Here is a 25,940-nt window from a genome sequence, read left to right on the forward strand (position 1 = left end):
CCCTACCTGCCCAAGGCCTTCGTGGCGATCGAGGACCGGCGCTTCTACGACCATTGGGGCATCGATCCCGTCGGCATTGCCCGCGCGGTCTACCGCAACCTGGCCCATAAGGGCGGCCTGCAGGGCGGCTCGACCCTGACCCAGCAGCTCGCCAAGAACCTCTTCCTGACCCAGGAGCGCACCGCCTCGCGCAAGATCCAGGAGGCGATCCTGGCGCTCTGGCTCGAGCGCAACTACTCGAAGGACCAGATCCTCGAACTCTATCTCAACCGGGTCTATTTCGGCGCCGGCGCCTACGGCGTCGAGGCCGCCTCCCAGCGTTATTACGGCAAATCGGCCCGCAACATCTCGCTCTCGGAAGCGGCCGTGCTGGCGGGCTTGGTCCAGTCGCCCTCGCGTCTTGCGCCCAACCGCAATCCCGAGCGCGCGCAGGCCCGTGCGGAGCTGGTGATCGCGGCCATGAACGAGCTCGGCTTCATTACGCCGGGCATGACCAAGACGGCGCTCGGCGCACCAACCGAGCCCGTGCGTCCCACAGGAGCCGGTTCCGCCAACTACGCCGCCGACTACGTGGTGGACGTGCTCGACGACGTCGTCGGTACCATCGACTCCGATATCGTGGTCACGACTACCCTTGAGCCGTCCCTACAGGCGGCTGCCGAGCGGGTGCTGGTGGACGAGCTCAACGCCAAGGGCCAGAAGTTCAATGTGAGCCAGGGCGCCTTCGTGGCTATGCGGCCGGACGGGGCTGTGACGGCCCTCGTGGGGGGCCGCGACTACGAGGCGAGCCAGTTCAACCGGGCGACCTCCGCCCGCCGCCAGCCGGGCTCGTCCTTCAAGCCATTCGTGTATCTGACGGCCCTTGAGCGGGGGCTCACCCCCGACACCGTGCGCACGGATTCGCCGGTCAACATCAACGGCTGGAAGCCCGAGAATTATGACCGGGGCTATCGCGGGCCAATCACCCTACGCAATGCTCTCGCGCTCTCCCTCAATACCGTGGCGGTGAAGCTCAACATGGAGGTCGGGCCCAAGGCCGTCGTGCAAGCGGCCCAGCGCCTCGGCATCACCTCGCCGCTCCAGGCTGACCCCACGATCGCGCTCGGCACCTCCGAGGTGACACCTCTGGAACTCGTGGGCGCCTATTCAGCCTTCGCCAACGGGGGCTTCGAGGTTGTGCCTTACGTGATCACAGAAGTGAAGACTACAGATGGTAAGCTCCTCTTCAACCGCCCGTCGGGCGGTCTGGGCCGTATCATCGATCCAACTATCGATGCCATGATGAACGCGATGATGCACAACGTCTTCGTCATCGGGACTGCCAAGAAGGCGCAAATCCCCGGCTGGCCCATGGCGGGCAAGACCGGCACCAGCAACGACTTCAGGGATGCCTGGTTCGTGGGCTTCACCGGCAATCTCGTCGCCGGCGTCTGGCTCGGCAACGACGACAGCACGCCCACCAAGGGTGTGTCTGGCGGCAATTTGCCAACCGACGTCTGGCACAACTTCATGAAGATCGCCCTGAAGGACCAGAAGCCGGTGGGCCTGCCAGGTGTGGGTGGCGCTGGACAGGACCCGCGCTATGCCAATGCGGGCGAAAGCGCCAAGAGCCAACCCCAGCGACGCCCCAGGCGCCAAAAGAACTTCTTCGAGAGGCTGTTCGGGCTCTGAGGTCCTGCCATTCTGGCGAGGCTCGCAGTCCCGATCCCGGCATGACAGGGAACGAGCTGTCCCAGGGGGCACGACGCCCAAGAGCAGCAGCGGCCCCAGCCCTGAAGTGAAGGGCATGCACGAGTACCAGCGTGCGCTCGCCGCTGCCAAGTCCTCATGGATTGGCTTGATGAATGCAAGATGAGGACCTGGATCTGGGCACAACGACTACGCCTTGCCACAAAGGCGAGCTTGCCTGTGATTTGACCGTGTTACTCGAGACACATCACGTCATGGACCCGTAGATCGTGGCGTTTGCGAAACATCGTAAATGACCGCTAACTGCTCTGAGCGATCCGGCTGGGGCTGACGGCTGAAGTCACCCACCCTAATCGACGAAGGTTCTTGATTCATCCGGGATCCCTGCGGTCAAGCGCATGGCATGACTCGCGGAGGATGAGCATGGACGGAAGTGTCAGGCACCGTGGCGGATCCAGGGAAGCGTTCTCGATGCGCTGGATCAGCATCTCCGCGCAGAATCGTCCGGCGGCCGCGAAATCCCAACTGATAGCCGTGATGGCAGGAGCAGCCAACTCCGCCAGATCAGAGTCGCACCCGGCAATGACGGACATGTCATTGCCAGTCCTTAAGCCACCGAGCCTCAGGGCACGCAGGACCCCTGGCAACATCGCCATGCCTCCCGCAATGATTGCCGTCGGCGGGGCCGGCAAGTCAATCAAATAACTTGTCTCGGTAAAGCCGAACTCGCTTGAAAAGCTGCGGGCGCGGATCAAGTCCTCGGGAGGCACCAGACCGGCCTTGCGGTAAGCATCGCGGAAGCCCTCGATCCGGCCACGTCCCGGATAGGCCCGCGGCTTGCCCGTCAGAAGCGCAATCCGCCGATGTCCAAGGGACAGCAGGTAATCAACGGCCTGTGCCGTCCCGCCCCGCAAGTCGGACAACACACGGTCGACGCTGTTGACCGAGTCGCGGCCGTTCAGCACAACCGGTACCTTCACGGCGCGCAGCGCCTCCAAAAGCTCGTCGTCGGTCTCATCGCTGATCGTCATGATGATACCGTCGACCCGACGCCGTTTGAACTCACGAAGAAGCGCCAACTCCACCGTCCGATCGTCGTTGGTATTGGCGAGCAGGACGGTGTAGCCGGCGGCGCGAAACACGCTTTCGGCCACTTGGAGCGTAATCGCCGTCGCCGGAATGCTAAAATCTCTCAGCGCAATTGCGATGGTCTTCGTTCGGCCGCCACGCATGTTTCGCGCTGCGACGTCCACTTCATAACCTAAGTCACTGATCACCTGCTGGACATGACGGCGAACGTCGGCGCGCACAGACTTGTGGCCGTTGAGCACACGCGACACCGTCCCGATTGAGACCTCGGCCGCGCGAGCAACCTCGCGGATCGTGACGTTGCGGGTATCCATATCGATCAAAATCCAACCCCTGCCACCTTTCCTGGAACGTGTTCCAAAGTCAACTCGGGCTGTTGCGCAGGCTGCAGCGCAGGGTCCCGGGCGCATCGCCGGCCTAGCGGCTTGTTTCCCGTACGCCGCCCTCGCCTTTCCTCCGCGAGTCGCGGCAAAGCTTTCAACTTGACTTTGTTTGGTAACGTTTCCAAACTTACTGGCGGCAGGAAGGCGCGCGCAGGAGCCGCCTCGGGATAGGAGCAACAATTGTGAAGGTGTGCATCTACGGAGCCGGAGCGGTCGGATGCTTCCTGGCGGGGCGCCTGTTCAAAGGGGGCGCCCGGGTGTCTGCGATCGCCCGCGGAGCAACTCTTGAGGCGATCAGACGACGAGGCGTTCGTGTTCATACGCCCGATTACGAAATCTCAGCGGAGATCGGCGCGACCGACAATCCAGCAGACTTGGGGCCGCAGGATTTTGTCGTTGTGACGGTAAAGGCACCATCGTTGCCGTCGATCGTTGACGGGCTAAAGCCGCTCATAGGGCCGAATACGACCGTGGCCTTTGTGATGAACGGGATCCCCTGGTGGTACTTTTACAACCATGGCGGAGAGCTTGCGGGACGTCGTTTCGAAAAGCTCGACCCGGGCGGCCGCCTGTGGGACACCGCGGGCCCGGAGCGCGTCCTCGGTGGCGTGATCTTCTGTTCCTGTGACATCATCGAACCAGGAATCGTCCATGCTGAGACGGCAGGCCCAAAGCTCTTCCTCGGCGAGCCGAACGGAGGCACTTCACCGCGCGTCGAGCAGTTCGCGGCTGTCGTTCGCGGCGATACCTTGGCCGTCGACGTGGTGCCATCGATCCGTTCCACCATTTGGGCCAAGCTGCAGATGAACATGAGTTCCGGTCTGCTTGGCTGCCTGTCGAACTCGCCCCCCAAGGACATCTACTCGGACCCTGCCTGCGCTGACGCAGTCCGGCGCATCGTGGCGGAGGTCGGCGAAGTCGCCCGCTCGGTCGGCTGCGAAACCAAAGTTGATGCGGAAGACATGCTGGCGCGCACACGCAATCAAGGCCACAGATCGAGCATCGTGCAAGACCTCGACAAGGGGCGCCCCATGGAGATCGATCCAATGTTCGGCATTCCGCTTGAGATGGCGCGGATGACCGGCGTCGAGACGCCGACGCTGGATCTGTTGGTCGCTCTCGTGAAGGCGCGGGCACGGCGGGCGGGCGCCTATTCCGGGTGAGTGGTGAGCATCCGCTCGCGTTATCGGCACGGGGGCCGTGATTGTGCCTTACCATCCGCTCAGTGACCCAGGCGATCTGCCGCAAACAGTCTATGGCCTGACGGCTCCGGCGGCGCCTCGAACGGAGCCTCTCAGAGGAGCCCGTGCGGTTGATGTCGCTGTCATCGGCGCCGGTTTCACGGGCTTGTCGGCCGCTCTCCATGCGGCAGAGGCCGGTGCCCGCGTGATGGTGCTGGAAGCAAACGAGATCGGCTGGGGAGCATCCGGGCGCAACTTTGGCCAAGTCGTTCCCTACCTCCGGCACGAAGCTTCGCATGCCTTGCGTTACTTCGGCCCCGTCTATGGCGAGCGTCTGGTTACTGCGGCCGCATCGGGTCCTGATCTTGTGTTCAGTCTCATTGACCGGCTTGGCATTGAATGCCAAGCCAATCGTAAGGGCCTGATCATCGCAGGGCATACTCCTGCCGCCGTCAGGGCGCTCGCACGGCGGTCAGAATTCTGGGACCGCCGGGGTGTTTCGCTGCCGCTCCTCAACCCGAGCCAGACCGCCGAACTTATTGGAGGCGGCAACTATCCTGGTGCCCTGCTTGAATCCCGTGGCGGAACCATCAATCCCCTTGCCTATGCTCGGGGACTGGCGGCTGCTGCCGTGGCGAATGGGGCGATCATTCATACCCGCAGTCGCGTGACGCGGATCTCCCGGGAACCGGGTGACTGGCGGCTCGCTACTACCGAGGGGAACGTCATGGCCGGGACCGTGCTCATCGGGACCAATGCTTACACCGACAGCCTTTGGCCCGGCTTGCAACGCAGCATCGTCCCCATGCGGACCTATCAGCTGGTATCACACCCTCTGAGTGAGAACCTCCGCCGGAGCATCCTTCCAGGAGAACAGGCCCTGACGGACACGCGGCGGATGGCGTCGGGGGTGCGGCGGCACCCCGATGGTCGGCTCCAGGTAACAGCTGATGGTCCACGCTTTAGCGCTCTGGAGACCCCCGCCGTCGCGGCGGCCGTCCGTCGTCTCGAGACACTGTTCCCGCAGTTGGGACGGGTTGAGTGGGAATTCGCTTGGAGCGGCTGGCTGGCACTTACTCCCGAGGAATATCCGCGCCTGCACGAACTTGCATCGGGTGTGTTTGCAGCGCTGGGCTACAGCGGCCGCGGTATCGCGCTCGGCACCGTGCTTGGACGAGAGTTGGCCCGACGCGCCATGGGTGCCTCGCCCGACAGCTTGGTGCTGCCATTCACCGCCCCGAGAACTCTCGGATTCCCAACCCTCAACGAGGTCGCGGTCAAGACGGTCATTGGGTACAAGCGTCTCCTGGATGCAATCGATCTCCAGAGGATGAAGCATCGGGTCGGCCCAGAGAAATAACACCTGAATTATATCTTCTATGCCAATTATGCCTTAGACGCATAAATTCGGACCGCATAAGCTCGCAGGGATCGGTCAGAGCAGCGATGCTTTTGCCACCACAGCCAAGGCCCCAGTCAAGCTGATGTCCAAACTAGACTTTCCAAGAGCTGAGTTTGACGACCGATTGAAGCGTGTCCGCGAGGCGATTGCCCGAACTGAGCTCGACTGGTTGATTCTCTTTCATCCCGTTTCAATTCACTGGCTGACGGGCTCCGATGCGAAAAGCTATCAGGCTTTCCAGTGCCTGATGGTCTCGGCAGAATCGCGCCCAACGGTGATGCTGACACGAGAGTCGGAACGCAACGAGTTTGAGGACGACGCCTGGATTGACGAGCTTGAAACATGGGGCGGAAGCGAGCCCCAAGATCCCCTTGAAGTCTTCGGTGACATTGCCAACAAACTCGGCCTGCAGGGCAAACGCGTTGGCATTGAAGTTCCCGCCTATTACTTGCACCCGCATCATTATGAGAAGGTCAAACTGTTCCTTGGCCGAGCCCTGGTGGCGGAGCCGACTGGTCTTGTGCCTCACCTCAAGCTGGTGAAATCGCCACGCGAGATCGAGCTTGTTCGCAAAGCAGGTGCAATCGCTGACGAGGCCATGCGGAGCTTCACTGCAGCCCTGCAGCCCGGGCGCAGCGAATTGCAGGTGGCGGCTGAGGTGTATCGAACCCTGCTGGCGGAAGGCAGCGGCTTGCCCGCAAGCACAATGAACCTGGTTTCCGGCAAAAGGGCCGGGTTCAGCCATGGAGCCCCGACAGAACGAATCCTGCAGCATGGGGATGCCGGCAATGTCGAATACGGAGCGGCCTACAAGCGGTACACCGCGACCATCGGCCGGCAGTTCTGCCTCGGAGCCCCGAGCCGGCGCGTTCAGCACCTGTACGATGTTGTCCGGGCCGCCGCTGACGCCTGTATCGCCGAGATCCGCGACGGAGTGCCCGCGATCGTTCCGCACGAGGCCGCAAAGCGCGTCATCGCGGAGGCTGGATTTGACCGGTATCGCATACACACTTCCGGGTACGGGATCGCCCCTGGTTTCCCGCCGTCGTGGGGGGAGCCACTAAACATGTTTGGCGGCACCACCGACGTGCTCAAAGCCGGGATGGTGATCTCAGTTGAGCCGCCAGTCTTCATTGGTTCCGAGCACCTCGGCGCGCGCATCATCGACAATGTTCTCGTGACCGAAAATGGAGCCGAACTGCTGGGGCGCTTCCCGCGGGAACTGGTCGTGGCCTGACATGAAAAGCAGCAAGTGTCCGTTGATCCTTGGCCTCGGTGGCACGCCACGTCCAGACTCCTCGACCGAGCGCGCTCTGCGCATCAGTCTCTCAGCGGCAGCCGCGGCGGGAGCCGAGACGATGCTGATCGCCGGGCCTGATCTCATGCTGCCGATGTATATGCCAGGTGATCCTGCGCGCCCGCTGGGCGTCTCGCGGCTGATCGACAGCCTGCGTTGTTGCGATGGCCTGATCCTCGCCACGCCGGCCTATCACGGCACCCTGTCCGGCCTGATGAAGAACGTTCTGGATTATGCCGAGGACCTACGGAACGATGACCGGGTCTATTTTGATGGACTCGCGGTCGGTCTGATCGTCTGTGCAGGAGGGTGGCAGGCGGCAGGACAGACCATGACAACCCTACGGGGGATTGTGCATGCCCTGCGCGGTTGGCCGACGCCTCTTGGGGCCATGCTCAATACATCGTCCAGGATTTTCGACGAAGACGGAGCCTGTCTTGACCTGTCCTCGAAATTCCAACTTGAGACGGTCGGCCAGCAGGTGGTGGAGTTCGCCCGCATGCGCAGGCACGCCGGCGGCATCGACGCCGTCGCCTGACTGCCAGCGGAAGGAAGGCAGCATCATGTTCGTTCGGATCTATTGGGGCCGGATCTACCCGGGATCATGGCCGTCGATCGAGGAGAGATACCGCGCCCTCATGGAGATCGACATTCCGGGCTTACGGGCGCGGCTGGTTACCAGGGACGTGAACGATCCCGAAAGCATGTTTACGATTACGATCTGGGATACCGTCGAGAGCGTTCAGGCCTGGGAGGCGTCTGAGGCTTACCAGGATGTCTTCCTGGCGGCAGTCCGGCCGTTCCTTGTCGGATCGCAGTCGGTCTCCCTAAGTGAAGTGCGGGTAGAGAATCTGACGGAGCTGCTTCCGGTGATCAGGGCTGCCACCCAATGATGGCGCGCGAGATCCTTGCCCGCCTGGTTGCGTTCCCAACGGTATCCAGTGCCTCAAACCTCGACTGCATTGCCTTTGTGAGCGATTATCTCTCCCGGTTCGGGGTGGAAAGCCGCCTTGTGCCGAGCCCGGACGGAAGCAAAGCCAATCTCTACGCGACCATAGGCCCGGCGGTCCGCGGTGGTGTGGTCCTCTCCGGCCACACCGACGTCGTTCCCGTGGACGGTCAAGACTGGGCGAGTGACCCGTTCCGTCTCACCGAGCGGGATGGACGACTTTTCGGCCGCGGCGTTTGCGACATGAAGGGGTTTGATGCCCTTGTTCTCGCGGCCGTCCCACACATGGTTCGGGCCCCCCTCAAGCGCCCCGTTCACCTCGCTCTGTCATACGACGAGGAGGTGGGATGCCTTGGAGCCCCTGCGATGGTGGCCGAGATGGCCCAGCGCCTGCCGCCGCCTGCCGCGGTCATCGTCGGGGAGCCTACCCGCTTCGCGGTGGTAAACGGACACAAAGGCTCGCTGTCATTTTTCACGCGTGTGCGCGGACATAGTGTTCACTCGAGCCGGATCGATCAGGGCATCAGTGCCGTCATGGTCGCGGCCCGGCTTGTCACATGGCTCGACGACGTCATGGCAAGCAACCGGGCGACAGCGGATGTCGCCAGTCCCTTTGCCCCGCCCTACACGACGCTGCATTGCGGCATGATCAACGGCGGAACGGCGGCCAATATTGTTGCCGCCGAGTGCACGTTCGTCTCCGACATCCGTGCGGTTCCCAACGAGGATCCCTGGTCCTACAAGGCCCGCTACGAAGCCTTCATCCGGGAGATGGTCGAGCCGTCCATGAGGGCGATCGCGCCCTGGGCCGGTGTGGACGTTACCCATCGGTCGTTCGTGCCGGGGTTGCGACCGGAGGCCGCCGGCACAGCGGAGGCGCTGGCCACGGCTCTCGTGGAGGCAGGGCGGACGGAGGTTGTTTCATACGGAACGGAAGCGGGCCTGTTCCAGCAGGCCGGCTGGTCGACGATCGTGTGCGGCCCCGGCGACATCGCACAGGCGCATCAGGCCGACGAATTCCTCGAGGTGGCACAGTTCGAGGCGGGAGAGAAGTTCATGGCGGCGCTCATCGGGAGCCTGTGCGGATGACACTCGGCGGACCGAGGACAAGCCAGGGCCGTCCCCCGCCTCAGGCGTCCTGCTCTGCTGCCATGTGCGACCGCCCCGCAGCCAGGGTTGCAGTGCCGCCGTCGTACCAGGTTCATTCCGAGGCTTATCATGGACATTCGCGCTCTCCGTTATTTTCAGATTGTTGCGGAATGCGGCAGCTATAGCCGCGGTTCGGAGCTTTTGCGCATCTCCCAGCCGGCGGTCAGCCGGGCCATTCGCGCGCTGGAGGACGAACTCGGACGCCCGGTCTTCCGGAGGCACGGCCACGGTGTGACGCTTACGGATGCTGGCCGGATCCTGCTCGAACGCGCCCAGCTTGTGATCCGCCAGCTTGAACAGGCAAAAGCAGAGATTCGCAGTGGCGGCTCAGGCCCATCCGGGACCGTGTCCCTGGCCGTGCCGCCGGCGGCTGGGCAGTACCTGATTCCTGCCGTCGCGGAACGCTTCGGCCGCATGTTTCCAAACGTGTTTCTCAAGGTTGTCGGGGGCTTCAGCGGCTACATCCATGAATGGCTCGTGCGCGGGCAGGTTGATCTCGCCTGCGTCCACGATCCGCTGCCTCAACGAGGGTTCGGGATCATTCCCTTGATCGATGAGGAGGTGTTCCTTGTCGGTCGAAAGGGGGCTCTTCCGGCGAATTCGGAGCAGATTGATGTCGAACAGCTGGCCGATCTGCCTCTGATCCTCCCGAGCCGGCCAAATGCGTCGCGCCGCCTGCTTGACAGCTGGATGGGGCCGCTCAGAACGACCCTCTCCATTCGGATCGAGGTTGACGACCACACGATCACTCGGGCGCTCGTGAAGGAGGGCGTCGGCTTCAGCCTGCTGACCCGCTGCGCGATCGAGGGCGAGTTGCGGCGCGGGGAAGTGGACGCCGTCCCATTCCGGCCGCGCGCGTACTGGCCGCTTGCTCTTCTTACCTGCGAAACCGCACCGCGAACCGAGCTCACCGACGCTTTGATCGAAACCGTCCGCAGCACGGTCGCAGATCTCGCCGGATCCGGCGCTTGGCCTGGTCAGTCTTCAGACAGTGGCGCACCCTCCAGGCAGTCCCGGCACGGCCGCACCTAATCAACGACGATCAGGTCGCGCGGCTGTTTGGACAGGATCTCGGCTCCGGTTTGGGTGACAATGACGTTATCGACCAAGCGCACACCGAGGCGCTCCGGCCCGATGAAGATCGGGGGGCAGATGGACAGGACCATTCCGGCCTTCAAGACGGCCGTGCTCTCGGCAACCAACTGAATGGGCTCGGCCGTGGCGGGTGGGAAGGCCGGCGCAAGACCATACCCGGTCAGATGCACGCGAGCCCGCTCGAGACCGGCCGCAGCAATGATTTTGGCGGCAGCCGCGTGAGGCTTGCTGGCCGGGACGCCATGCCGGATCTCCGCGATGCAGGCGTCCGCCGCTGTTCGCGCGAGGTCATGCAGTTCCTGCATGCGGCTGGTCGGCGTTCCGATGCTGAAATGGCGTCCGATCGAGGTCGTATACCGCCGATAGGGTACATTGTACTCGGCATGACCGAAGTCGCCTCGCTGCAGACGGCGGTCCGTTGGGGCCCCATGGCTGAAGCCGGATCGCGGCCCGGACACCAGGTTGAGAGGGCTCGCCGGGATGCTGCCCCCGGCCGAGAGGATGGCGTGGTGGATGTGAGCTGCAATCTCGAGTTCGCTGCGGCCGGGAGTTAGGGCACGCGTCATGGCCACAACCGACTGGTCGGCGATGCGACTGGCCTGCCTCACGTAGGCGAGTTCGGCGTCGGACTTCACGAGCTTCAGACCGTGAACGAGGTTGTTCGGCTCCGACACCAGGGCCGAACCGAGGGCGGATTTCAGGCGCAGGTAGTGGTGTGGATGGAGATAATAGGCTGGCACCTCCATCCCGACTCTGGCTTTCATCAGCCCGAGAGACGCCGCATAGCCGACGAACCCGTCGACCGGGTCCTGAAGTTCGGGCCCACCCCAGGTCCGGACCTCGTCGACGAGCGCATCCGCTTCGAACTCGCTCCGTTCGGATTCCCGGGTGAAGATCCGCAGACGCTCGTCCGTGGCGCTGACCAGCAGGCATTGAAACGCCTGATAGCTTTTGGCGTCCGATCCCGTGAGCCAATGAATTGAGACGGGATGGAAGAGAAGCATCCAGTCGAGTGCCGATCGCGCGATTTCCTCCCGCACACGGCGCTGGCGCGACGCGAACTCTTCAAGCGTAAAGTCGTTCTTCGACATCGCCTGCCCGCTTCCAGAGCATCCGGTTTGGCTTCAGGCGCTCAGTGCGAGTTCCGCCGTGGTGAACCGGGGAATGACCTTTTCGCCGATAAGGTCAATCGACCTCATCACCTGGTCGTGCGTCGTGTTGCCGGCCTGGATCATGAAGACCATCTGGTCCAGACCGATCTCCGCCCATTTTTCAACCTGACGGCAAATGGTGTCCGGATTGCCGCCGATTGCCATCCCGTTGGCGATCAGTTCATCGTTGGTCATGGCGGCAATCCGCTCCCGGACCTTGGCAACACCTCCAGCGGTGGCAAACCGGGCATGGTTCAGTTCGGCGTCATTGTCGCCGTAGTACCAGCGCGCTGCGGCGCAGGCGGTGTCCCGCCCGACCCGATCGTCCGGGTCGCAGCACGTAATGCCGAAGACAGCAACCTGGTTGTTTGGCTTTCGCGCCACGAGCGACGCAGGATCGGCAGCCCGGATGGCGGCCCGATAGGCATCGATCGCAGCTTTGGTCTCAGCGGGTGTGTTGCGGGTGACGCCGATGACGCCGAAGCCCTGCCGCCCGGCGTGCTCAAAGGTCTCCAGGTTGGTGGCGGCAACCCAGAGGGGCGGGTGTGGACGCTGGATCGGCCTGGGCACGACATGTCGGGCCGGCAGATCGAACTTGGCACCTTTGAAGCCTAGGAAGAACTCGTTGTCGTACATCTTCATGATCGCTTCGAGCGCTTCGCGCCCAACCTCGCGCCCCTCGGTCGGGTCGAAGCCCAGGCCTTCGACAACATAGGGCGTGGTGCCGCGGCCGGTGCCGAACTCGGCACGTCCGTTGCTGAGCACATCCAAGGTGGCGACACGCTCAGCGGCATAAAAGGGGTTGTGAAGCGGAAGCAGAACAACCCCGAGTCCGAGGCGGAGGGTCGTTGTCCGCTGGCTCAGAGCCGCCAGAAACATGTCTGGCGAGGGGCAGTGTCCAATCTCGATCAGGAAATGTTGCTCGGTGATCCAGAAATACTCGAAGCCGGCGGCTTCGGCCGCAACACCCTGCTCAAGAGCGTTCCAGTAGCCGTTCCGCTCCGTAGTGTCGGTCCACGGACGCGGCATCTGAATTTGTGTCATCAGCCCGAATTTCATCGCCATCTCCTGTGTGGGAACAGAGGCTAGCTGGGCTGCGGATGCACGTCCAAGGCATAATGTTTATATGTGTTATGCCTTGAATGTCGGATCAGCCGCGGACATGGGCCGAAGGATGCCGACTGTCAGTGCGGCAGCATAGCCACGCCATCCTCGATGCCGACGTGTTTGCGCACCTCTTCCTCGACATACGACCAGATCTCCGACTTGAGTTGGCCGTATTCCGGAGAGAGTTGGACGGTCACGTGACGGGGCCGCGGGAGCTTGACGTCGATGATCGCCTTCACCCGTCCAGGGCGTGTTGACAGCACGACGATCCGATCCGCGAGGATCAGTGCCTCGTCGATGTTGTGGGTGATGAACACCGTTGTCTTGCGGCTCGCCTCATGAATGCGGAGCAGTTCTTCCTGCATGACCTGGCGTGTCATGGCATCGAGAGCGGCGAATGGCTCATCCATCAGCAGAACCTCCGGATCGGCCGCTAGAATACGAGCCAACGTCACGCGCTGCTGCATGCCGCCCGAGAGTTCAGTCGGATACCGGTCCTCAAATCCGTTGAGCTTGACCATGTCGATGAAGCGCTCCGCGATGCGCCGCCGCTCGGCCGCGGGTATGCCTTTCATCTTCAGTCCGAACTCCACGTTGCCGCGGACCGTCTTCCATGGAAACAGGGCGTAACTTTGGAAGACCATCCCGCAGCGTGGTTCGATGCCGGTAATCGGAGAGCCCCGGAGTAGAATGCGACCGGTGCTCGGCGGCACGAACCCGGCGAACATGTTGAGCAATGTGGACTTGCCGCAGCCGGAGGCTCCGATGATACAGACGAATTCTCCGTCCATAATCTCCAGCGTCAGATCGCGGACGGCCACCAGGTCGGGTGCGCCGGCGATTGAGTAGGCCTTTGTGATGCGTTCCGCCGTGAGGATTGCGTTCATCGTCATCTTTCTGATTTTTAGCCGCGGCGCTGCCGCTCCCAGGGCAGGAGCAGTCGCTCAAGCCGCTCCATGCCCCAGTCTGCGACCAGAACGGTGAGCGAGATCCCCACCATGCCGACGAGTACCATTTGAAGATTGCCCCAATCCTTTGCCTGCCAGATCAGGGCACCCAGCCCGTTTTGGGCAGCGACCATCTCGGCCGAGATGACGCACGACCAGGAGATCGCAAGGGTCACCTTGAGACCCGCGATAATTCCCGGCAGAGCGGCGGGGAGGACGACCTCGCGCATCACGACCAGGTCATTGGCTCCGAGATTGCGCGCGGCACTGATGAGGATTGGATCGACCCGCTTCGTGCTTTCGATCGTATAGAGAAGAACGTAGATCCATGAGCCCATAAAGACGATCGCGACCTTCTGGGACTCGCCGATCCCAAGCCACAGAATCGACAGCGGGATCCAGGTGATGGAGGGCAGCGGTCGCAGGAGCGACACGAACGGATCAACGATCGCCTTTGCTGGCCACCAGACGCCCATCAGGACGCCGAGCGGCACGGCGATCAGGGCCGCCAGAGCGAAGCCCAGAAAGACACGCTGCGACGAAGCGAGGATCGACCACCAGAGATCGCCGGTCTGGACGAGGCGGCTCGCCTGATGAGCGACAGCCACAGGAGATGGCAGGAAGACCGAAGAGATCCAGCCGAGTTCCGTGGCCGCGGTCCAGAGAGCAAGGAATGCAAAGACCGATGCGATCTTGAGAACCAGGCTCAGTCGACTTTTGAGCCAGAAGCTCCGGCGCGGCGGAGAGTGGGATTCCACGAAGGCAGTTCCGAGTCCTTCACTGACGTTGTTGGTTGCCACGTGCCGCTGTCCTCTCTGGTGTCGATACAGTCATGGGGATCGCCCTCGCGGAGGGCGATCGGTGCTCAACTGTTGGGTTTTGGTAGGAAGCTGACGTTCTCCCATTTCTTGACGTCGGGCAGATTTCCGATCTTGTTGCTGTCGTAAAGCCACTGCGCCAGATCCTGCATCTGCTGAGTATGCAGCTTGATATGCTCGGGCCAGTTCTTCAACCCGAAATATTGAAACGATTTGATGCCGGCGAGAACTTCTTCCGGAGGCTTCTTGAAGTAGTGTGCGACGAGTTTCGCGGTCTCGTCCGGGCTCTCGTTGACGAAATCGGCGCCCTTCATCACCGCGACGGCAAGCTTGCGCGCCTGTTCGGGATACTGGTCAACGAGTTTGCGCGAGATGATGACGATATCGGGCGATGCCATCGTCTGGTACTTGGCGTAGGTGTCCGTGTCCTTGTCCGTTCCAAGAAGCTTGCCGTCAGGAACGGCCTGCTGCAGGCCGCCCAGGAGAGGCTGCCACACGCACGCCGCGTCGAGGTCGCCCTTCGCAAGCGCCGGCGCCATCTCGTTCGGGGACAGATTGATGTATTGGATGTCCTTTTGCGTCATCCCAGATGCCCGGAGCAGGCCGGCCAGGGTGATTTCGGCCGAGGTATTGGCCGCAACCTTCTTGCCCTTGAGGTCCTTGATCGACGCAATGCCCGGACGCGCCCAGCAGCCCTCGTTGCCAGGGGAGTCGTCGATGTTGGCGAAGTAATAGAACGACTGGTTGCCGCGCGCCATTTCGGCCACGACGGAGACGCGCCCCAGGTTGCTGAATGCGACCGAGCCCGCCGTGAGAGCGGCGATGCGGTCGCCAGAGCTCAAGATCGTCTTGAACTCGACGTCGACGCCCTGCTCCTTAAAGAAACCCTTCTCGATGGCAATCATGACCGGCACCTGGCCGAGCCAGGTCACGGAACCGGCGAAATCGAATTTCGTGGGCGGAGCGGACTGCGCGATCGCGCCCTGATGGCCACTGACCGCTGTCAGGAGAGTCAGAGCCGCGCCGCCGAGAAGGCCGAGTACGCTCCTGCGGGCGAATCGTGCCCTGCGGCGTGGCAGGCCTCTGCAGGTGATCACTGATGTTGGTATGGTCCACATGATCTCTGTTCCCCTGGTCGTTGATAAACCGATCCGCCTGTCCTCGATTCCTCCTGCCCACGCGTACGCTGCCAACAGGCTTTCAGCACGTCGAACGATAGCGGCCCGAGCGGCCCGAGCTGGGACGCCCGCCTATCCTAAGCGACTTTTTTGACGTCGTCAAAAAAACGTTTCATCGGCCTTTCCGTCGCCAACGGGCGGGACCGCCAGAAGCGGGCATGCCCCCGTTCTGTGACAAGGCCAGTTGCTGCAACGGCTTGGACCCTGCAGGTCGGTTTAGCCGAGGCGCTGCTATCGTTCCGATCTCGCTGGGTACCACCGCTTCCCGGAAACGTTTCCCCACTTGCTCCCCTTTGGTGTTCATGCTTGGCTGCCCGAGTGAGGCACGGGAGATTTCGGCCACGATGGGATGTGACTTGCAGTTGCTCTTTCTATCGGAGGACAATGTCCTTTCCTGCGGAATTTCATCCCGTGAGATAGTTGAGGCTGTTGAAACAGGATTCCGGACGAAGCGGAACGGTTTGACCAAAACCGCAACGGTGACGGCTCCGGAGAATGTCCGCTTTACGGCCAAGATCGCCGTGCAGAGTGCCCCGGCCTATGCGGTCGCAAAGTGGTTCGGCTTTAACCGTTCGAATGGTTCGGCCGGCCTGCCGGACTACGTTCCATTGGTGCTGCTCAACTCGGCCGAAACCGGCCTGCCGCTCTCCCTGATCGCAGGGCGGTGGCTGACCGAGATGCGGACTGCCGCCATCTCGGTGGTGGCCGCGAAGCGGATGGCGCGGCCGCAGGCAAGCAGCATCGGGTTCATCGCGTGCGGTGCACAGGCACGCAGCCATCTCGATGTGTTCCGCGCCATGTTTCCGATCGAGCATATCAAAGCATTCAGCCGCACGACGGAGTCGGCAGACATGTTTTGCGAGCGTGCGCGACGCATGGGTCTTCGAGCGGAGCGAACTGCCGATGCGCGCAGCGCCATTACGGACGTCGATCTCGTGGTTACGAGCGTTCCGCTCGGATCGCGGGCCGCAACCTTGCTGCGGGGGGAATGGATTCGGTGCGGCACCTTCGTGGCGATGGTCGATCGCGGCTGGAGCTGGGCACCGGACAGCATCCCGGCCTTCGACCGGATCGTGACCGACGACCTGGAACTCAGCGGCCCTGGCGGCTCGGAGCGGCTTGTGGTGCCGGGGCCATTTGCGGGCGACGTGGCCGACCTCGTCACCGGTGCCGTCAGCGGGCGGAACGATGCCTCGGAGCGAACGGCCTTGGCCTTTGCCGGCACGGCTCTCGCGGACGCGGCGGTCGCAGCCCTCATCTACGAGCGGGCCATGGCCTGCGGCATTGGGACTGGTCTCCCCCTCTGACGGGCGCCCGGCCCACGCCCTCGATCAACCGCCTGGTTGTATTTACGCCGTCCTGGGCGTCTTCGGCTCCGGGAACGTGCTGCGCAGCGGCGCGTGCGCCCGCTTCCAGACCATGACGCTGCGCGTGTATTCGATGACGACCTCACCGTGCTGGTTCAAGCCCCGGGTCTTGACTTTCACGATTCCCTGCTCGGGGCGGGATTTTGATGCCCGGACATCGACGACTTCGGATTCCGAATAGAGCGTGTCGCCCGCAAAGACCGGATGCGGCAACTCGATCCGGTCCCAGCCGAGGGCAAAGCCATTCTCGCTGACGTCGGCAACACCCAGTCCCGCGACGACTGCGAGCGTGACGATACTGTTGACCAGGGGCTTCTCAAACCCTGTCCGCTGAGCATACTCGGTGTTGAAATGGATCTGGTTGGTGTTGTTGCTCATCAATGTAAAGAGGACGTTGTCCGCATCGGTGATGGTGCGCCCGAGGCGGCAGCGATAGATGTCTCCCACCTCGAAATCTTCGAAGAAGCGACCCTGCCAGCCTTCCTTGATGCCCATAGCGCCCTCCTCCTTCAAGCCATTGTAATTGTGGCCGTGGCCTGGCGAACGACGGCACAGGCGCGCTCGTAGATCGGCCGGTCGACGAGCTGTCCTCCAAAGCTGATGCTGCCGCTTCCGTCGGCCACTGCTTTTTCGAAGTCGCTGATCAGGTGCTGTGCGAACGCGATCTCCTCAGCAGTCGGAGTAAAGACACGGTGCACGGCGGCGATCTGGCCGGGATGGATCATCGACTTGCCGGCGAAACCAAGATCGCGCGCTAACACCGCATCCTGCTCCAGGCCTTCCTCGTCCGTCAGATCCGGCCATACGCCGTCAATTGCTGTCACCTTCGCAGCCGCCGCCGCCGTGACGATCGCGGAGCGGGCATAAATGAAGTCGCGTGCACGGCCTGTCCGGAACGTCGGCAGGCCAAGGTCGCGGCTGAAGTCCTCGGCGCCGAACATCAGACCGGAAACCCGTGAGGATGCCGCTGCGAGCGCGGGCGCCGCGAGCACAGCTTTTGCAGTCTCGATCGCGAGCATGAGGCGAACGGCGCCTGGCGGCAATCGACGCCCGCCCTCAAGCCGGTCGAGCAGTCCTGCGATCGCTTCAACCTGTTCCACCGTCTCAATCTTGGGAACAACGAGGCCGTCGAGCCCTGGGCCGACCACAGCCTCCAAATCAGGGATGAGGTCTTGCGTCTCGATGCCGTTCACGCGGACGTACCGGGCCGGGCGTGATGGTCCTGCTCCGGCCAAAGCTCCGGCCACGATCGGGCGAGCGGAGGCCTTCAAGGACGGCACGACGCCGTCCTCGAGATCCAACATGACCGCGTCGAGATCGAGGGCGAGCGCCTTCGATACCATTTTCTCCGAGTGACCCGGAACGAACATCCAAGACCGCAGACGCAGCATCGTTTTTCCTCTTGCCAGCCATCAGCTCAGTATGAGCGCTCCATGCCCAGCACATGTTGGCCCACATAACCCAGGATCATGTTGGTTGAGATCGGCGCGATCTGGTAGAGCCGGATCTCACGCCATTTGCGCTCGACGTCGTATTCGACCGCAAAGCCGAACCCGCCGTGGGTCTGCATGGCGACATCAGCGGCATGGAAAGCCGCCTCCGACGCCAACAGTTTCGCCATATTGGCCGCAGCGCCGGCATCCTCCCCGGCTTCGAAGAGGGCGGCAGCCCGACGGCACATTATATCCGCAGCTTCCAGCTCGATATGGCTGCGCGCAATCGGGAACTGCACCCCTTGGTTCTTGCCTATCGTGCGGCCGAACACGACCCGGTTGTTGGCGTACTCGACCGCCTTTTTGACGCACCATCGGCCGTCACCGACACACTCGGTGGCCACCAGGATGCGCTCCGCGTTCATGCCGTCCAGAATATAGCGGAACCCCTTGCCTTCCTCCCCAATCAGGCACTCGGCCGGAACGACGAGATTGTCGAAGAAGACCTCCGTGGCATTGTGATTGATCATGGCGTCGAGAGGCTGGATGGTCATGCCTCGGCCGAGGCTGTCCCGGATATCGATCAGAAACACCGAGAGGCCATCAGTCTTGCGCGACACCTGATCGAGCGGTGTCGTGCGCGCCAGGAGAAGCATCAGGTCGGAGTGCAGAGCCCGCGAGGTCCAGACCTTTTGCCCATTGATGACGTAAGCATCGCCCTGGCGGACAGCCCGGGTCTTGAGGCTCGTGGTGTCCGAACCGGTTGTCGGCTCCGTGACCCCGAAGGCCTGCAGGCGCAGTTCGCCGCTTGCGATCCGCGGCAGGTAGCGCCGCTTCTGCTCTTCGCTGCCATGGCGAAGCAGGGTTCCCATGATGTACATCTGGGCGTGGCCTTGGCTCGCCGTGCACCCTTGCGCATTGATTTCCTCCAGGATGACGGCGGCCGCCCGCAGCGGAAGGCCCGATCCGCCATACTCCTCAGGAATCAGGGCAGCGAGCAGACCTGCTTGCGTGAGCTCCTCGATGAATGCTGTGGGATAGGCACTCTCCTTCTCGAGCTGGCGCCAGTAGGAGCCGGGATAGCGCGCACATATGCGCTGCACTGTACTGCGCAGTTCGGGATAGTCGCTTCCGAGCTGGACCGATGGCCCGCCATCGCTGCCGGCGTCGGTCGGAGAGAGTTCAGGCGGCACTGTCTGATCCATTCTCAATCTCTGTTGCTTCGGCTGCCGTCGACGTCACAGTTGGCGCATCGTCTCGCTCAAGCGGAGATCTTCGCCCGTTGGATGGGGGGGCCTTCGGCTCGCAGGTCGAGGTTGTGCTCGCCGAGTTCGGGGGCGGAGCAGCGGTAGGGAGGACGGACGCCGTCGAACGACAGAGGCAGCCCAACCAGGGCCATGTCGCGATCCGGCGCCGCCTGAATCAGGCCGAGAGCGCGGGTCTGCTCATGGACAACAACCTGATCAAGGGACTGAATCGGTGCGTTCGGCACGCCACTGCGATCGAGACACTCCGCCCAATGCTCGCGGTTGGCGGTCAGGAAAACAGCTTCCAGAAGAGGGATCAGCGCTTTGCGGTTGCGCACCCGTGCATCGTTGGTGGCAAACCGGGGATCGTCCGCCCAGTCCGGGCGGCCCAGCGCATGGCACAGGGCTCGGAACAGGCCGTCATTGCCGGCGGCGACCATGATGAACCCGTCCATGGCCCTGAAGGCCTGATGAGGCACGATCTCGGGAATTCCCGAGCCCATGGGTCGGCGGATCTCGCCCGTTGCCAAGTGCCCGGCGACTTGAATCGTCATCCAGGCCACGGCTGTCTCGAACAGGGATGTATCGACGACGCAGCCGCGGCCCGTGGCGTTCCGTTGCTGGAGGGCGGCGAGAATCCCGATCACCGCCCACATAGCGCTGCCCATGTCGACAATGGCTGGGCCAACGCGGACCGGGCTTCCTCCCTCTTCCCCGGTCACGCTCATCAGTCCGCCGAAGGCCTGCATCAGGGGGTCGTAGCCGGGGCGGTGCGCCAGGGGCCCGGTGGCCCCGAATGCCCCGAGATTGCAGTAGATCAGTGACGGTTTCTCGCTCAGAAGTGTCGCTCCGGAGAGGCCCGTCTTGTCGATCGAGCCGGGCCGCAGGTTCTGGATGACCGCATCCGCCTTGCGGAGGATGAAGTCCTTGAGGTCGGCCGCCTGGGCCGGATCGCCCAGGTCAACGGTGATGCCCCGCTTGTCCCGGTTTAACGATTGGAAGGCACAGGACGTGCCGTGCCAGTACGGGGGCCCCCACCCGCGGGCATGGTCACCGTGGCGGGGATCCTCGACCTTGATCACGTCGGCACCGAGTTCGGCCAGGACGGCACCGGCATAGGGGCCCGCCACGCTGTGGCAGATCTCGACCACGGTCAGCCCTTTGAGCGGCCGGGCGTCGGGGATAACGGCTTCTGGCAAGATGGTCTCGCGGGACATGGGCGGATTGATTCTCCTGCTCTGCGACCAGCCGAAGCTCATCGCGTCCGAATGGCTCCGGCCCCCGGGCCGAAGCGGCGGCTCGCTCCCATCATTCGATCGGAAAGTCCGAAAGCGGGCGGCCGCCGAACTTGGAGTAGGCCTCTTCGACGCTGACCTCCTTCCCGATCAGCAGGCCATCCGGGTTGCGGCCGTAGGTGGGATCGATGAGATTGCGGCGCAGTGGGCGGTCCTTCGGATTGAAGGTCCAATCCTGATAGCCGTACGCGTTGAAGTTGAGCATGACGACCGGCTCGTCCCCCGCGCCGAACCAGTGGCAGTTGTTATCGATTTCGGTCGTTCGCAGAGCTTCGCCGGGCCCGATCCAGGCATCGCGCTTGAGGCGCATCAACAGCGTATCCTCGCTCAGGCGTGCGATCCTGTCGAACTCGCGCACATGCGCCTTGCCGACGAGGACGAGTTGGGTCGACAGGATATTGTGATGGCAGTGCGGGGGGTGGAAGACATTGGGATCAATATAGAAAAGCTGAATCGCCTCCCTGTGGGCCTTGCCGGTGCGGCGATAGAGAACGACATCCTGCTTCGCGGCAAGGGTCTGCTCGATCCAGGGCGCAAGGCTGTTTGTGAGATCGAGCTCGTCGTGCATCGCCTTGACGGCAACCTGGTACTGGGCCGGGGTCAGCTCCCGCCGGCGCAGCCTGCCGATGAGTTCGACGGACCGGTGCACCAGGGGATGATCGATATCCGTAATGTCGGGAATGTCATCGGTCAGGCGGGTGTTGATCCGGACCGGAGCGGCTTCAGGCTTGGACGAGACGGCATTCATGACCCTATCTCCTTCAGAGGATCTCAGGTGAGAGCGTGACAGGCCTTTGCGATGCGGTGGCAGGCGTCCTCCAGAGTTTCATCGCTGGCCGCATAGGACAGACGGAAATACGGCGACATCCCGAAAGCCGAGCCGAAGACCAGGCCAACTCCTGCCTCCTCGAGCAGGTAGAGCACGAAGTCCTCGTCATTGGCGATCACGCGGCCGTCGGGCCGTCTGCGGCCGATCAGTGTAGCGCAGGAAGGAAAGACATAAAACGCACCTTCCGGCTTGTGGCAGGTGAGACCGTCGATGCGGTTGAGAGCATTGACGACCATGTCCCGGCGGCGCTCGAAAGCCGCCTTGTTGTGCTGGATGAAATCCTGCGGGCCGTTGAGCGCCTCGACGGCCGCCGCCTGGCTGATCGATGTCGGGTTGGTCGTCGAGTGGGACTGCACTGCGGCCATCGCCTTGATGATGTCGCGCGGCCCGCCGGCATAACCGATACGCCAGCCGGTCATGCAATACGTCTTGGAGACGCCATTTACGGTCAGTGTTCGATCATAGAGCGCCGGCTCGATCTGGGCCGCAGTCTTGAAGGTGAAGTCGCCGTAGGTGAGATGCTCATAGATATCGTCGGTCAGGATCAGGACATCGGGATGCCGCACCAGGATGGCGGTGAGCGCAGCGAGTTCGTCCGGTGTGTAGGCGGCACCCGATGGGTTCGACGGTGAATTCAGAACGACCCATTTGGTGCGCGGCGTGATCGCCCGCTCAAGATCCTCGGGACGCAGCTTGAAGCCGCGTTCGGCCTGACAGGGAACGATGATTGGCACCCCGTCACAAAGCAGCACCATCTCGGGGTACGACACCCAGTAAGGCGCCGGGATCACCACCTCGTCTCCAGGCGACAAGGTTGCCATGAAGGCATTGTAGATGACGTGCTTTCCACCCACGCTCGCGATCACCTGATCGGCCGCGTAGTCGAGATCGTTCTCACGCTTGAACTTTGCGCAGATCGCCTCCTTGAGGGCTGGCGTCCCGTCGACAGCCGTATATTTCGTCTGGCCGGCTCGGATAGCCCGCTCGGCCGCCGCCTTGATGTTGTCGGGGGTGTCGAAGTCGGGTTCGCCGGCGACCAGCCCGATGATGTTCTTACCCTGGGCACGCAGTTGGGCGACGCGGCCGAAGAGCGAAACCGTTGGTGACGGCTTGACGCGGCCAAGCCTGCCCGCGATCCGAGTTCTGGGTTGCTCGAGCGTCGACCTAGCCTGTGTGAGCATGTCTGCACCGTCCTCCGAAATGACTGCAGTACATTTTGCCCAGATTATCTGCCTCGTCAAGAAAACGTTTCATCGATTGTTCGGCTTCGGGGCAGGCGCTCCTCCTGGACGTCCTCTAGGCTCGCCAAGACCGGTCCGCCCGGCGCGGCGAATTGCGAGATTTATAATTACTTTATAGGAACTTAGCTTTGATAGCGACTTGACACCCACAAGCCAGGTCGTGCTTGGCTGATCATCAGGCTAGCAATTCTCGCTCTGAAATGTTTCATTCAGAGCGGCCGGAAGGGCCGGTTGCGTCACCGAAGTGGTCCCATGAATCCTGTTCGCATTCGCCTGTTCGAAGGTTTCCTGCGCTATCCCCGCGGGCAAGAGGTCCATACAGCGGCATCCGGGCGGATCGACGCCCTGCACGAACTCTTCCTCGTCATCGACGACTTGGAGGGCAGCGTCACCGGCCAGGGCGAAGTGAGAACCAACATCGCGTTCATTACGGGGACCCCGGAGCATGAGGTCGCGCCCAAGGTCGTCGAGTTGCTGACCAGGATTGCAGACGTGAGGTCAGCCGGCGAGCTGCAGGAACGCTTCGAGCAGGTGCGGACAGGTAATCCGAAGATTGCGCAAGCTCTCATTGAAAATACCCTGGTTGACCTGGAGGCCCGTCGCCGCGGCATCTCGATGGCAGAATACCTCGGCGGCGTATGGAAAGCCGGAATTCCCTGCAACGAATGCGTCTTCTGGGGCGCGGACGAGGACATGCGGGCGAATGTGGCGTCGTACCTCGCGCAGGGGTTCACCAGAATCAAGGTCAGGGTGGGAATCGGTGCGATCGAGGACGATATCCGCCGGATCGGCTGGCTCAGGGACTGCTATGGCGACCAGATCGACCTCGCGATCGACGCCAATGGCGCATGGGATGCCGAGACCGCGTTGCACCACATCGAGCAGCTGGCGCGGTTTGGCATACAGTATGTCGAGCAGCCGACTTACAAGGGAGATTGGGCCGCCCTTGAGCGAGTTGCGCGAGAATGCGGCATCGAGACCATGATCGACGAAGGTCTCCAAACCATGGACGATGTGGACCGTGTCTGCGCAAACGAGGGGCGCATCTCAGCTCATCTTAAAATCGCGAAGGCTGGCGGCGTGGCCGCGCTGGTCGCGATCGGCCGCCGTTTCGACGAGCAGGGCATCGCCTATGTGGTTGGACAGATGAATGAGGGGGGGCTCGCTACCGCCGCCGCGGTGCAGGCCGCCATGGCACTTTCCCCGCGCGTGGGAGAATTGTATGGAGCCCTCGGCATTGAAAACGACCCCTGTGCCGGGGTGACATACCATAACGGAAGGGTCGCCGTGCCCCCAGGGCCCGGAACCGGCGTCTCGATCCGGCCAGACGGTCTGACTCTTCTTTGGGAAAGCAACACGCGGTGACGGATCATCAAGCGGGGTCGAAGCCCCGAACTGCCTCGGCGACCATCAAGGATGTCGCGCGCCTCGCCGGGGTCTCCCTGGGCTCGGTTTCGCGCGTTCTGAATGACAAGGCGTCCGTGACGGCGGAGGTCCGGACTAGGGTTCTTAGCGCCATCGACGCACTCGGCTATCAGCCCAACACCGTGGCGCAGAGCATGCGCAGTCAGGTTTCACGGACGGTGGGCTGCATCATCCGGGACATCAACATCCCAGGTTTGGCTGCGTTTGTCCGTGCCGCGCACGACATCTTCATGGAGCAGGGGTATGCCCTGCTCCTCTCCAACTCCGAGGGCCGGGCAGAGCGCGAGCGCGAACTGGTTTCGGTCATGGCCGCCAGGCGGGCGGATGCGCTACTTATCGGGCATTATTCCGAGCTGGATCCGGATCTCGAGGCGGTCCTGAAGCGTGCGAACATCCCCGTCGTCCTCGTCGACCGTGAGCGCCCCGATTGGGCGGACGCGGTCATGGTCAATCACCAGGGGGCGGTGAGACGGGCCACCGAGCGGCTGATCCAGCTCGGCCACCGCCGGATCGCCCTGCTTACCGGTCGCGATACGCTCTATCCGGCGCGGGAGCGCATTGCCGGCTTCCTGAAAGCGTACGAGGCCCTGGGTCTTTCCTGCGACCCCAGCCTGGTGCGGTCGGGCAGCTTCGAGGCGGAATTTGGATTCGAGCAGACCTCCCTTCTCATCTCCTCGTCCAATCGTCCGACCGCGATCATTGCGGGCGGCATCGAGATGCTGCCTGGTGTCGTTCGGGCGCTACGCCTGCATGGACTGGCCGTACCGCGGGATATTTCGCTCGTGGGCACGCTCAATTCGGACTTGGCCGAGCTTCACGAGCCGCCGATCAGCGTCGAGCACTGGGATTATGCGGAAGTCGGCCGCATCGCGGCTCGATTTGCGCTCGAACGCATGCGGGACAGTGCCACCCTGGAGCCCCGCCGCCTCCTGATTCCATCGGATTTCATGCTCCGCGAATCCTGTTCCGCTCCCCCGTCGGTCTAGCAACGAAAGCCACCAGACCGGGAAGCATGAACGGGGTCGGCGTTTTACCCCAAGGGCAGTCCCAAGGCAGGCGACACTCATGGTTGGAAGGGACTCGACAGGAACAATTCCCTTCAGCGGACCTCGTCCGATGGTGTCCAGGGGCACAGCTAGTGGGTCGTCTGCCGTCGGATATGGTATAGTGGCATGGTGATCCTCGTGTTGCGAGGTGCCCCATGTCGCGCCACCAGAAAGATCCACTACGCCCGCTCACCGTAGACGAGCGCAAAGAACTCACCCGCCTGAGCCGCTCCCAGAGTACCCCTGCCGCTGAAGTCGACCGTGCCCGTGCCCTGCTGGCGATTGCCGAAGGCGCCAGCTACACCGCCGCCGCCCATCTCGTCGGGCGCGGCCACAACGAGACCATCTCGGCCTGGGTCAGTCGCTTCAACCGCGAGGGCCTGGCCGCCGTGCGCCCGCACCACGGTGGCGGGCCACGGATCCGCTATGGGGCTCACGCGCAGCAGCGCATCCTGGCCGAATGGGCGCGAGCGCCGCAGCGCGAGCAGGACGGCACCGCGACCTGGTCGCTGAGCCTGCTGCAGAAGGCCTTGCGCCAAGCCCCGGACGGCCTGCCGCAGGTGAGCCGGTTCACCATCGCGCGCACCCTGCACGAGGCGGGCCTGAGCTGGCAGAAGAGCCG

24 protein-coding genes are annotated in these 25,940 nt (G+C 62.9%); 12 read left to right on the forward strand and 12 right to left on the reverse strand.

All coding sequences use genetic code 11. From position 1 onward, the window contains the following. The coding region (locus DDF70_RS26880; RefSeq protein ID WP_114947815.1) for a transglycosylase domain-containing protein at positions 1-1,671 on the forward strand (1,671 nt) is incomplete at its 5' end. Positions 1,672-2,060: 389 nt separating this feature from the next. On the opposite strand, the gene DDF70_RS26885 is transcribed toward DDF70_RS26880, so the two are convergent. Then, positions 2,061-3,092, reverse strand: coding sequence for a LacI family DNA-binding transcriptional regulator (locus DDF70_RS26885; RefSeq protein ID WP_114947816.1), 1,032 nt, complete (start codon positions 3,090-3,092; stop codon positions 2,061-2,063). A gap of 251 nt (positions 3,093-3,343) precedes the next feature. Between DDF70_RS26885 and DDF70_RS26890 the strand changes: the two genes are divergently transcribed. The 7 genes from DDF70_RS26890 (at position 3,344) to DDF70_RS26920 (ending at position 10,171) form a co-directional block, all read left to right on the forward strand. After that, positions 3,344-4,324: a ketopantoate reductase family protein gene (locus tag DDF70_RS26890; RefSeq protein WP_162820695.1), complete on the forward strand. Its 981-nt coding sequence runs from the start codon at positions 3,344-3,346 to the stop codon at positions 4,322-4,324. 43 nt (positions 4,325-4,367) lie between these two features. Beyond that, a complete protein-coding gene (locus DDF70_RS26895; RefSeq protein ID WP_162820696.1) occupies positions 4,368-5,702 on the forward strand; it encodes an NAD(P)/FAD-dependent oxidoreductase in 1,335 nt (444 codons plus the stop codon). Between the two features lie 166 nt (positions 5,703-5,868). Then, complete coding sequence (locus DDF70_RS26900; RefSeq protein WP_205772493.1) at positions 5,869-6,981, forward strand: M24 family metallopeptidase; 1,113 nt, start codon at positions 5,869-5,871, stop codon at positions 6,979-6,981. Position 6,982: 1 nt separating this feature from the next. Further along, positions 6,983-7,579, forward strand: a complete 597-nt coding sequence (locus tag DDF70_RS26905) for an NADPH-dependent FMN reductase (protein ID WP_114947820.1) — start codon at positions 6,983-6,985, stop codon at positions 7,577-7,579. Positions 7,580-7,604: 25 nt separating this feature from the next. Then, a complete protein-coding gene (locus DDF70_RS26910; protein WP_114947821.1) occupies positions 7,605-7,934 on the forward strand; it encodes an antibiotic biosynthesis monooxygenase family protein in 330 nt (109 codons plus the stop codon). Continuing rightward, positions 7,931-9,079, forward strand: a complete 1,149-nt coding sequence (gene argE / locus DDF70_RS26915) for an acetylornithine deacetylase (RefSeq protein WP_114947822.1) — start codon at positions 7,931-7,933, stop codon at positions 9,077-9,079. Before DDF70_RS26910 ends, argE begins: the two co-directional genes overlap by 4 nt. A gap of 129 nt (positions 9,080-9,208) precedes the next feature. Further along, the gene (locus tag DDF70_RS26920; RefSeq protein WP_114947823.1) at positions 9,209-10,171 is read left to right on the forward strand and encodes a LysR family transcriptional regulator; all 963 of its coding nucleotides are present in this window, start codon (positions 9,209-9,211) and stop codon (positions 10,169-10,171) included. Here DDF70_RS26920 and DDF70_RS26925 read toward each other — a convergent pair. The 5 genes from DDF70_RS26925 to DDF70_RS26945 all read right to left on the reverse strand — a co-directional run bounded on the left by DDF70_RS26925 (position 10,168) and on the right by DDF70_RS26945 (position 15,375). Next, entirely contained in the window at positions 10,168-11,325 is a 1,158-nt protein-coding gene (locus DDF70_RS26925; protein ID WP_114947824.1) for a M24 family metallopeptidase, read from the reverse strand. The genes DDF70_RS26920 and DDF70_RS26925 overlap by 4 nt on opposite strands. A gap of 33 nt (positions 11,326-11,358) precedes the next feature. Further along, a complete protein-coding gene (locus tag DDF70_RS26930) occupies positions 11,359-12,444 on the reverse strand; it encodes an LLM class flavin-dependent oxidoreductase (protein ID WP_162820697.1) in 1,086 nt (361 codons plus the stop codon). A gap of 125 nt (positions 12,445-12,569) precedes the next feature. After that, on the reverse strand, positions 12,570-13,379 hold the full coding sequence (locus DDF70_RS26935) for an ABC transporter ATP-binding protein (protein ID WP_114947836.1): 810 nt from the start codon (positions 13,377-13,379) through the stop codon (positions 12,570-12,572). A gap of 17 nt (positions 13,380-13,396) precedes the next feature. After that, positions 13,397-14,239, reverse strand: coding sequence for an ABC transporter permease (locus tag DDF70_RS26940; RefSeq protein ID WP_245435661.1), 843 nt, complete (start codon positions 14,237-14,239; stop codon positions 13,397-13,399). Between the two features lie 65 nt (positions 14,240-14,304). Beyond that, positions 14,305-15,375, reverse strand: a complete 1,071-nt coding sequence (locus DDF70_RS26945; protein ID WP_114947826.1) for an ABC transporter substrate-binding protein — start codon at positions 15,373-15,375, stop codon at positions 14,305-14,307. A gap of 404 nt (positions 15,376-15,779) precedes the next feature. Between DDF70_RS26945 and DDF70_RS26950 the strand changes: the two genes are divergently transcribed. Next, positions 15,780-16,742 carry an ornithine cyclodeaminase family protein gene (locus DDF70_RS26950; protein ID WP_281024395.1) on the forward strand — a complete coding sequence of 321 codons (963 nt, stop codon included), beginning with the start codon at positions 15,780-15,782 and terminating at the stop codon, positions 16,740-16,742. Positions 16,743-16,784: 42 nt separating this feature from the next. Here the strand turns inward: DDF70_RS26950 and DDF70_RS26955 are convergent, their stop codons facing one another. From DDF70_RS26955 to DDF70_RS26980, 6 genes are all read right to left on the reverse strand, one after another. Beyond that, the gene (locus DDF70_RS26955) at positions 16,785-17,297 is read right to left on the reverse strand and encodes a MaoC family dehydratase (protein ID WP_114947828.1); all 513 of its coding nucleotides are present in this window, start codon (positions 17,295-17,297) and stop codon (positions 16,785-16,787) included. A 14-nt stretch (positions 17,298-17,311) separates the two neighbouring features. Further along, the gene (locus DDF70_RS26960) at positions 17,312-18,193 is read right to left on the reverse strand and encodes an HpcH/HpaI aldolase/citrate lyase family protein (RefSeq protein ID WP_114947829.1); all 882 of its coding nucleotides are present in this window, start codon (positions 18,191-18,193) and stop codon (positions 17,312-17,314) included. A gap of 26 nt (positions 18,194-18,219) precedes the next feature. Further along, positions 18,220-19,440: an acyl-CoA dehydrogenase family protein gene (locus tag DDF70_RS26965; RefSeq protein ID WP_114947830.1), complete on the reverse strand. Its 1,221-nt coding sequence runs from the start codon at positions 19,438-19,440 to the stop codon at positions 18,220-18,222. A gap of 56 nt (positions 19,441-19,496) precedes the next feature. Next, complete coding sequence (locus DDF70_RS26970) at positions 19,497-20,699, reverse strand: CaiB/BaiF CoA transferase family protein (RefSeq protein WP_114947831.1); 1,203 nt, start codon at positions 20,697-20,699, stop codon at positions 19,497-19,499. 91 nt (positions 20,700-20,790) lie between these two features. After that, on the reverse strand, positions 20,791-21,525 hold the full coding sequence (locus DDF70_RS26975) for a hypothetical protein (protein WP_114947832.1): 735 nt from the start codon (positions 21,523-21,525) through the stop codon (positions 20,791-20,793). Between the two features lie 23 nt (positions 21,526-21,548). Then, positions 21,549-22,787 carry a pyridoxal phosphate-dependent aminotransferase gene (locus tag DDF70_RS26980; RefSeq protein ID WP_114947833.1) on the reverse strand — a complete coding sequence of 413 codons (1,239 nt, stop codon included), beginning with the start codon at positions 22,785-22,787 and terminating at the stop codon, positions 21,549-21,551. Positions 22,788-23,099: 312 nt separating this feature from the next. On the opposite strand from DDF70_RS26980, the gene DDF70_RS26985 reads away from it, so the two are divergent. The 3 genes from DDF70_RS26985 to DDF70_RS26995 form a co-directional block, all read left to right on the forward strand. Then, positions 23,100-24,212 (forward strand): mandelate racemase/muconate lactonizing enzyme family protein, encoded by a 1,113-nt coding sequence (locus DDF70_RS26985; protein WP_114947834.1) that lies wholly within the window; start codon positions 23,100-23,102, stop codon positions 24,210-24,212. After that, positions 24,209-25,258: a LacI family DNA-binding transcriptional regulator gene (locus DDF70_RS26990; protein ID WP_114947835.1), complete on the forward strand. Its 1,050-nt coding sequence runs from the start codon at positions 24,209-24,211 to the stop codon at positions 25,256-25,258. The genes DDF70_RS26985 and DDF70_RS26990 overlap by 4 nt, the downstream gene beginning before the upstream one ends. Positions 25,259-25,473: 215 nt before the next feature. Next, positions 25,474-25,940, forward strand: a 467-nt coding sequence (locus DDF70_RS26995) for a helix-turn-helix domain-containing protein (protein ID WP_114946241.1), incomplete at its 3' end; no start/stop codon positions are given.

Source organism: Microvirga calopogonii, from assembly GCF_003347665.1.
Taxonomy (GTDB): Bacteria; Pseudomonadota; Alphaproteobacteria; order Rhizobiales; family Beijerinckiaceae; genus Microvirga; species Microvirga calopogonii.